9 protein-coding genes are annotated in these 7,427 nt (G+C 36.2%); 3 read left to right on the plus strand and 6 right to left on the minus strand.

Going from position 1 to position 7,427, the window contains the following annotated elements; genetic code table 11:
* The 5 genes from ACIPNH_RS06190 to ACIPNH_RS06210 form a co-directional block, all read right to left on the minus strand.
* Window positions 1–779, minus strand: a 779-nt coding sequence (locus ACIPNH_RS06190) for an Rpn family recombination-promoting nuclease/putative transposase (protein WP_400771555.1), incomplete at its 3' end; no start/stop codon positions are given.
* A gap of 262 nt (window positions 780–1,041) precedes the next feature.
* Window positions 1,042–2,205: a 1-deoxy-D-xylulose-5-phosphate reductoisomerase gene (gene dxr / locus ACIPNH_RS06195; RefSeq protein ID WP_400772263.1), complete on the minus strand. Its 1,164-nt coding sequence runs from the start codon at window positions 2,203–2,205 to the stop codon at window positions 1,042–1,044.
* Window positions 2,206–2,287: 82 nt separating this feature from the next.
* Window positions 2,288–2,785 carry a hypothetical protein gene (locus ACIPNH_RS06200; RefSeq protein WP_265043335.1) on the minus strand — a complete coding sequence of 166 codons (498 nt, stop codon included), beginning with the start codon at window positions 2,783–2,785 and terminating at the stop codon, window positions 2,288–2,290.
* Window positions 2,786–3,105: 320 nt separating this feature from the next.
* Window positions 3,106–3,807, minus strand: coding sequence for an ABC transporter ATP-binding protein (locus tag ACIPNH_RS06205; RefSeq protein ID WP_264723889.1), 702 nt, complete (start codon window positions 3,805–3,807; stop codon window positions 3,106–3,108).
* Window positions 3,800–4,582 carry an MlaE family ABC transporter permease gene (locus tag ACIPNH_RS06210; RefSeq protein ID WP_015589313.1) on the minus strand — a complete coding sequence of 261 codons (783 nt, stop codon included), beginning with the start codon at window positions 4,580–4,582 and terminating at the stop codon, window positions 3,800–3,802. The genes ACIPNH_RS06205 and ACIPNH_RS06210 overlap by 8 nt, the downstream gene beginning before the upstream one ends.
* Before the next feature lie 332 nt (window positions 4,583–4,914).
* On the opposite strand from ACIPNH_RS06210, the gene rpmF reads away from it, so the two are divergent.
* Genes rpmF through ACIPNH_RS06225 form a run of 3 tightly spaced genes read left to right on the plus strand, consistent with a single transcriptional unit; the run spans window position 4,915 to window position 7,148 of the window.
* A complete protein-coding gene (rpmF, locus tag ACIPNH_RS06215; RefSeq protein ID WP_041573607.1) occupies window positions 4,915–5,097 on the plus strand; it encodes a 50S ribosomal protein L32 in 183 nt (60 codons plus the stop codon).
* A 10-nt stretch (window positions 5,098–5,107) separates the two neighbouring features.
* Window positions 5,108–6,145, plus strand: coding sequence for a phosphate acyltransferase PlsX (plsX, locus tag ACIPNH_RS06220; RefSeq protein ID WP_182367437.1), 1,038 nt, complete (start codon window positions 5,108–5,110; stop codon window positions 6,143–6,145).
* The gene (locus tag ACIPNH_RS06225) at window positions 6,138–7,148 is read left to right on the plus strand and encodes a beta-ketoacyl-ACP synthase III (protein ID WP_400772265.1); all 1,011 of its coding nucleotides are present in this window, start codon (window positions 6,138–6,140) and stop codon (window positions 7,146–7,148) included. Before plsX ends, ACIPNH_RS06225 begins: the two co-directional genes overlap by 8 nt.
* A 20-nt stretch (window positions 7,149–7,168) precedes the next feature.
* Here ACIPNH_RS06225 and ACIPNH_RS06230 read toward each other — a convergent pair whose 3' ends face one another.
* Entirely contained in the window at window positions 7,169–7,291 is a 123-nt protein-coding gene (locus ACIPNH_RS06230) for a hypothetical protein (RefSeq protein WP_255317430.1), read from the minus strand.
* Window positions 7,292–7,427: the final 136 nt, after the last annotated feature.

Raw genomic sequence — 7,427 nt, forward strand, 5'->3', positions numbered from 1 at the left:
ATTTTGATGCCTCTTTCTTCGCCAATTTGGATGCCTTTTTCAGTAGCAAGGTCAAGTCTGTATTCAAGAATGGCTTCTTCTTTGCGTAGATCCATTATTCTTTCTTCATAAGCTACTAAATCTTTTTCATTCCAGCTAAACCTGTCTAATTCATCGTAGGCTAACTTTATTATTGGTGCTTTTTCTGCTATTTTCCTTAAGTCTTCTTCCGTAGTTTCATCTGCATATTTGAAGAAAAATAACCAACGATCCACTATGCTTTCTAGCTGTTCTTCCTTATTCTTAGGAAATTTAGGTAGTTCAATAAATACAAATTGAAAATCTTTTAAGTCATGCTCATTGGTTTTCTCATCTCTTATAGTGTGGCTGGATATATAATCAAGCTTATCAGGAAATAAATTACAATTAGAGATAGCAATAAAGAAAACCTTCTTTAAATCAATGTACTTACCAGATTTATCAGCTTGCCTTGAGTAAGCCTTAGCAGCATATAGTTGAGCTCGTTTTTCGAAGCCTTTATCGCGAGTAAGCTGCATTTCAATCACATACCTGGCCCCACTAGAATCCCTGCAAAGAACATCAACTATACTTTGTTTATCAGATGCAATTTCAGGATCCATTATAGTACTGAGGAATTCCACTTCTTGTATAGTATTTATCTCGGTAAACCCTAAAATATCATTCAAAAAATGTATGAGAATATTCTTATTTTTTTCAGTGCCAAAGATTCTTTTAAAGGTTAAATCCAGCTTAGGGTCGAGAAACTTAGATAAAGCCATAGCCAAAGTGCTTAAAAATATTAATAATTATACACTATTATTAACAATTATTCAACCATATTTTTGAAGATAGCTATGCCGCCGCGGTATCTCTTAGCCGCTAACACGTAGCGGGATGACGAATTACTTAACCGTCATACCACCGCGAACCGTCATACCGCCGCGGTATCTCGGCATAGATTCCGCTAACTAGTAGCGGAATGACGATTGTGCATCGTGCTTTGCTAAAAAAAATCACAGAATACAGTCTGGTTACATTACTCTAGCTATACGCAACAACTTTACTTTCAACAACTTTATTAGCAATAATACGACTTTCATAATCAATATTTATTATATCAGATAGTGAATTAATATCAGTATAACTACCAAAACTTTCCATTGTTGATTCCACTACCTCTACTATTTTTAAAAAGCCGATTCGTGACTTCAAAAATTCATTAACAGCTATTTCATTTGCAGCATTGAGCACAATACTGTTTGTTTGTGGAGCAGAAGAGTTTAACACTGCCATGCTAAGCTTTAGCGCAGGAAAACGCTTATGGTCTGGCTCTTGAAAGGTCAATTTTCCTTGCTCTGTTAAATCTAGTCTACAATTTAAAGCTGATCTTTCCGGCCAAGATAGAGCATATGAAATAGGAATTGCCATGTCAGTTTCTGCAAGCACAGCAAAGTTGAACCCATCCTTATAAGTTACAATTCCATGTACTATTGACTCAGGATGCACTACTGCTTCAATTTTATCCGGGCTGATATTAAACAAGTTATGTGCTTCTATTATCTCTAGTGCCTTATTCATCATTGTTGCGCTATCAACCGAGATTTTCTTTCCCATATTCCAAGTGGGATGACTAAGCGCCTTATCTACCATAACATTTTTTAATTGCTCAAGGCTATAATTTAAGAATGGTCCACCAGAAGCAGTAAGTATGATCTTTTCTACGCATTTGTCGTCATTTTGCAAAATTTGAAAAATTGCATTGTGCTCAGAGTCAATAGGGATTATTTGTACATTTTTTTCTTTAGCTTTTTTGAGTAATAACTTTCCACCACAAACAATGCTTTCTTTGTTTGCCAATGCAATGACTTTGGTACCGCTTTCTATAACCTCCATAACTGGCTCAAGGCCTGCAATGCCAACTATTGCAACAACTGAGAGATCAACAGGTATGGTAGCAATATTTGTAGCACCAATTGCTATTTTTACATCTGTACCAAGTAGATTTTCTTTTAAATCTTTGTAAAACCTTTCATCGGAGATAGCAACGTATTTTGCATTCAGCAGTTTTGCTTGGTGTGCCAGTAGAGCAAAGTTCGAATGGGCACTTAGTGCTTCCACTTGGTATTCTTCTCTTCTCTTTGAGAGCAAATCTACAGTCTTTTTTCCAACACTTCCTGTTGACCCTAAAACTGAAACCTTTTTCACTAAGACAAACTCATGTTAATTATAACAACAGCAACTTTTCTTATTAGGCCTTCTCGCATACTATTCAGCAGTTTTTAAGCGTTTAACCAAGTTCATGCCCGTGGTCATCGCCAACAGATGGTGAAGGACCAGGTGAAAAAGATTGACCATGGTGATCACCTGCATCATGCATGTCTTGCAAACCATCAGCATTATGAGCTATTTCGTTATTGGCATGAGGGTAATCATCTGAGTGATGTCCATCATCACCATGAGCCATATCCATTCCTTCTGATGGCATATCTTCCCCACCTCCACCTGAAAAATATTCTGCAAGGCCTTCAAGAAGTTTTATGCCAAACATATTACCTGACTTTCCAAACAATGTTACTAAACTACTGCCACTCACCAAACCTTCAAACACGTTACTATAAGCAGCAATTGCTCCTTCATGAAAGTTGAACAACCATTTCATTCCATCGACAACTGTTGAAACAGAGTCACTATGACCAAGACCAAAACCACTTTTCTCACCAGCAGCCTCTTGGTGTTGCTGCTGCGCTTGCCATTCTGCAATATTTGGACCTTGAGCTTCACTCATAAATTTTTACTCTCAACCTTAAGCTATTATTTTATCACAAATATTGCAAAATATCAATAGAGCTTTTGAATATAGCTAATACAAACAATTTCTGTCATCCTATATATAGCTAAACTGACTTACGACAATTTGAAAAACGACAAATTCGTCATTCCGCTACTAGTTAGCGGAATCTATGCCGAGATACCGCGAATGAATCGCGGTATGACGTGTTAGCTATAGGATCCAGTTTGAAAAAAATCTGAATTCCAATGTCCACTACCTTTTACAAAGTTAAAACTTAAAAATATGACTGTTAGCAATAGTGTATATATCTTTAGCTATATATAATGAATGAATTTTTTTATATATTCGTTATTAGTATTTTGTATTTCCTGAACAGTTCCATGGGAAATGATCTCCCCTTCATATAATACTGCTATTTTATCAGCTATTTTAAATGCGCTATGAATATCATGTGTAATCGTGATAATTGTAGGGTTAAAGTCTTTAGATAATTTTATTATTATCTCGTTTACTATATCTGACATAATTGGGTCCAATCCTGAAGTTGGTTCATCCAAAATAATGATTTCTGGATTGTGTGCAATCGCCCTTGCAAGTGCCACTCTTTTTTTCATTCCACCTGATAGCTCTATTGGAAACATATCTGCTATGCTTTCCTCCAGTCCAACATCATTTAACTTCTCGATTGCTAGCTGTTTTGCCTCTTTTTTGCTGATATTAAAGCGCTTTTTATAATTAAAAGATATATTTTCCCACACTGTAACGTAGTCAAATAAAGCGGAATTTTGAAATAAAACCCCAAATTTATTTTTGCTTTTACTATTTATTTTAACAGACCCTGAGTCTGGAGCAAGCAAGCCGATAATTGTTTTTGTTAATACAGATTTGCCGCTTCCTGAGCCACCAAGTATGACTAATGATTCCCCTTTTAATATATCAAAATTTAGATCTTTTAGTACTGTCCTGTCATCAAAAGATAAGCTTAAGTTCGATATTGATATTATGGGGTTACGCATGTATCAAAGTAATCATGTAGTTTGCTAAAATGATCAGTATGGACGATAAAACAACAGTTGATGTTGTAGCAACACCTACTCCTCGTGCACCTTCTTTGCAATGGTAACCGTAATAGCAGCTTGAGACAGAAATTATGGCGCCAAATACAGTTGCTTTTATTAGCCCAGTTATAAAATCATACGTATTAAAGAACTGAGCTGTGTGTTTAATGTATATATTTAAATTGTGGTTAAATTCGAAGACTGCAGTGATACATCCTCCAAATATTCCTATTAAATCTGCACATACTGTAAGTATGGGAAATACTATGATTGACGCTAAAATCCTTGGTGCAATTAAATATTTAAAAGGGTTGATGTTCAAGGTTGTAAGTGCATCTATTTGCTCGGTGATGCGCATTGTACCAATTTCTGCTGCAACTGATGATCCAACCTTTCCTACCATTATTAAGCTGATCAAAACTGGTCCTAACTCTTTAATGATAGTGATCGTAACAAGTTTGGGTATTATCTGTTCTTGGTTAATTAATGGGTCACTCAAGCTACTTTGTAAAACTATTGCCGCTCCTATAAAAACTCCAGTGAGCCCAACAATTGGCAGAGAGAAAAAGCCTATCTCTATAATTTGTCTTGCTATGTTGCTAAAATAATATGGTGGCACAAGGCAGTGGTATAGAGATTGAATAAAAAATATGAATGCACTACCAAGCCTTAACAAAAAATTGATAAAGTACCTACCAATTATTCTAACACTATTTATATCAAAAAAGCTCACTTTGTATTCATTTTAGCTAGAGTTACTGATTTTATTAAAATTTTTATTAACTTTATCGCAAAGTATAGCTGAGATATGTTTTAAGTTCAATATACTTGATGTTTTAATTTAAAGCTTAACCCAAGAAAGGTTTCCCTACGTCATACCGCAATTCATTCGCGGTATAGATTCCGCTAACGAGTAGCGGAATGACGGTTTTTCAAATTGTAGAGCCACTTTAGCTATAGAACTCAATTACATAAGCAAACCTTACTTATTTTACTATCCCTGTTTACTTCCTGTAAAAAACATGTTACTAATGTATTGTATTTTGTAGTAGAATGGAGGAAATTTTGGCAGTTCCAAAAAGAAAAAAGTCAAAGTCAAGGCGTAATATGCATCGTTCTCATCATGCTATTGAGCCTAAGAATATTGTGGTGTGTTCAACAACTGGGGAATTCATGTTGCCTCATAACGTAGCAGTTGATGGCAGTTACAAAGGAAAACGGGTTTTCATCAAGCAACAGGCAGAGTGACTATTATGATATGTTATCTACAGTCAATAATAATATAGTTATTGCACTTGACGCTATGGGGGGCGATTTTGCGCCTCTTTCCGTAATTCATGGTGCTGGTTTTTTTTTAGACAACCTTGTTGACCCAGGCATTAAAGTTTTTTTTCATATTTATGGAGATAAGGAAGAAGTATCTCCTTTGCTTTTGAAATATAAAAAAGTAAGTAACAATTCTGAGTTTACTCATTGTTCTGACAATGTCCTTGCAAATGATAAGCCATCTTTTGCGCTAAGACATCGTAAAGACTCAAGTATGAAAGCTGCCATTGAGGCAGTAAAAAAAGGTAAAGCTTTCGGAGTGGTGTCTTCAGGCAACACCGGAGCATTGATGGCAATTTCCAGATTTATTTTAGGAACATTACCAAACATTTATCGTCCTGCTATTGCCTCTATCTGTCCAACTAAGACAAAAAGCTTCGCTTTGCTTGACCTTGGTGCAAATGTTGATTGTAATGCTGACTCATTATTTCAATTTGCGTTAATGGGTAGTATATTTGCAAAAATAGCATTAAAAATTGACAATCCTGAAGTTGCTTTGCTAAATATCGGCACAGAAGAAGTTAAAGGTAATGACTCAGTGCGCGGCGCTTTTGAGTTGCTTAAAAACGCTCCAGGCATTAATTTCAAAGGGTATATAGAGGCAAGTGAATTTTTAGAGGGTAATATAGATGTGATTGTTGCTGATGGTTTTGTTGGCAATGTAATGCTCAAAACGGCTGAGGCAACCGCTAGTACCTTTATCAATCTAATAAAGCAGGAAGTATTCAATTCGTGGATAGCGAAAATGCTTGTTGGTATATTGTTAAAATCCAAACTAAATAAAGCTTTAACGCGTTTTAATCCCAAAATTAGAAGTGGAGCTATGTTTTTAGGGCTGAATGGTATCATCATTAAAAGTCATGGAAATTCTGATGCTATTTCTTTTGCCCATGCCATAAAATTTGCAGTAAATGCAATTAGTGAAAATTTAAATCAAAAGATAATTAACGGGGTAAGTCATATTGAATAAAAGTTTCATATTAAGCACTGGATCTTACCTACCAAGAAAAATGTTGAGTAACAACGAAATTGCATCGATAGTTGAGACGAGCGATGAATGGATAACGCAGAGAACAGGAATAGTTCAAAGGCATATAGCAGATGAAGGAGAACTAACGTCAGATCTAGCTGTAAATGCAGCAAAAAGTGCTATAGAAAAAGCTAAAATTTCAGTAGATGAAATTGACTTGATTATAGTTGCTACAACAACTCCTGATAAAACTTTTCCTAGCTGTGCAACTATTGTACAAAGTAAGTTAAAATGTAAAAACGCATTTGCTTTTGATGTACAAGCAGCATGCTCTGGTTTTATATATGCAGTTACAGTTGCTGATTCGCTCATAAAATCTAACAATAGAATTAAATATGCATTGGTTATAGGTGCTGAAATAATGTCTAGGATTGTTGATTGGGAAAATAGGTCAACTTGTGTACTCTTTGGTGATGGTGCTGGTGCAGTAATAATGAAATCAGCATGTCATTTTAACGTCATTCCAACAAATGATGCTGATACTTGGGTGGCAGAGAAGGGGGTTACAAAAGGTATAATTTCAACTAGCCTATATTCTGATGGCAATGTGGACATACTATGTACGAACGGAGGGATATCCTCAACTGGTGATTCTGGAAAAATATGCATGAATGGAAGAGAAGTGTTTAAACATGCAGTGGATAAGTTAACAGCCTCAGTAGAGGAAACTCTGAAATGCAATAATTTGAAAATCACTGATATTGACTGGTTAATTCCCCATCAAGCAAACATTCGTATTATTGAAGCAGTAGTAAAGAAATTAGATTTTCCTATAGAGAAAGTGATTAATACCGTTGATAAGCATGCAAACACCTCAGCGGCATCAATTCCACTGGCCTTAGACTATGCAATACAAGAATCAAAAATAAAATCAGGAAATCTGGTACTGCTGATTTCAATAGGTGCAGGCCTGACCTGGGGCTCCGTGTTGCTGCACTATTAGACTTCCTGCATTACCTCCTGTCATCCAAGTACCCTCTTTGTCATTCCAGTGCCTCTTTCTCCTGTCATCCCAGTGCCCCCTTTTGTCATCCCAGTAGCCCCTTCGGTGTCATTCCAGTCTGGAATCCAGTTCTTATTGTACATTCACCTGGTGTAAAGTTAAGTTTCCTGGATCCCAGTGTCAGCTACTCGGATGACAAAAAAAGGAGCACTGGAATGACAGCAGTCCTACGTCATACCGCGATTCATTCGCGGTATCTCTAGATCCCGCTAACAAGCA

Source organism: Wolbachia endosymbiont of Drosophila barbarae, from assembly GCF_044752445.1.
GTDB lineage: Bacteria > Pseudomonadota > Alphaproteobacteria > Rickettsiales > Anaplasmataceae > Wolbachia > Wolbachia pipientis.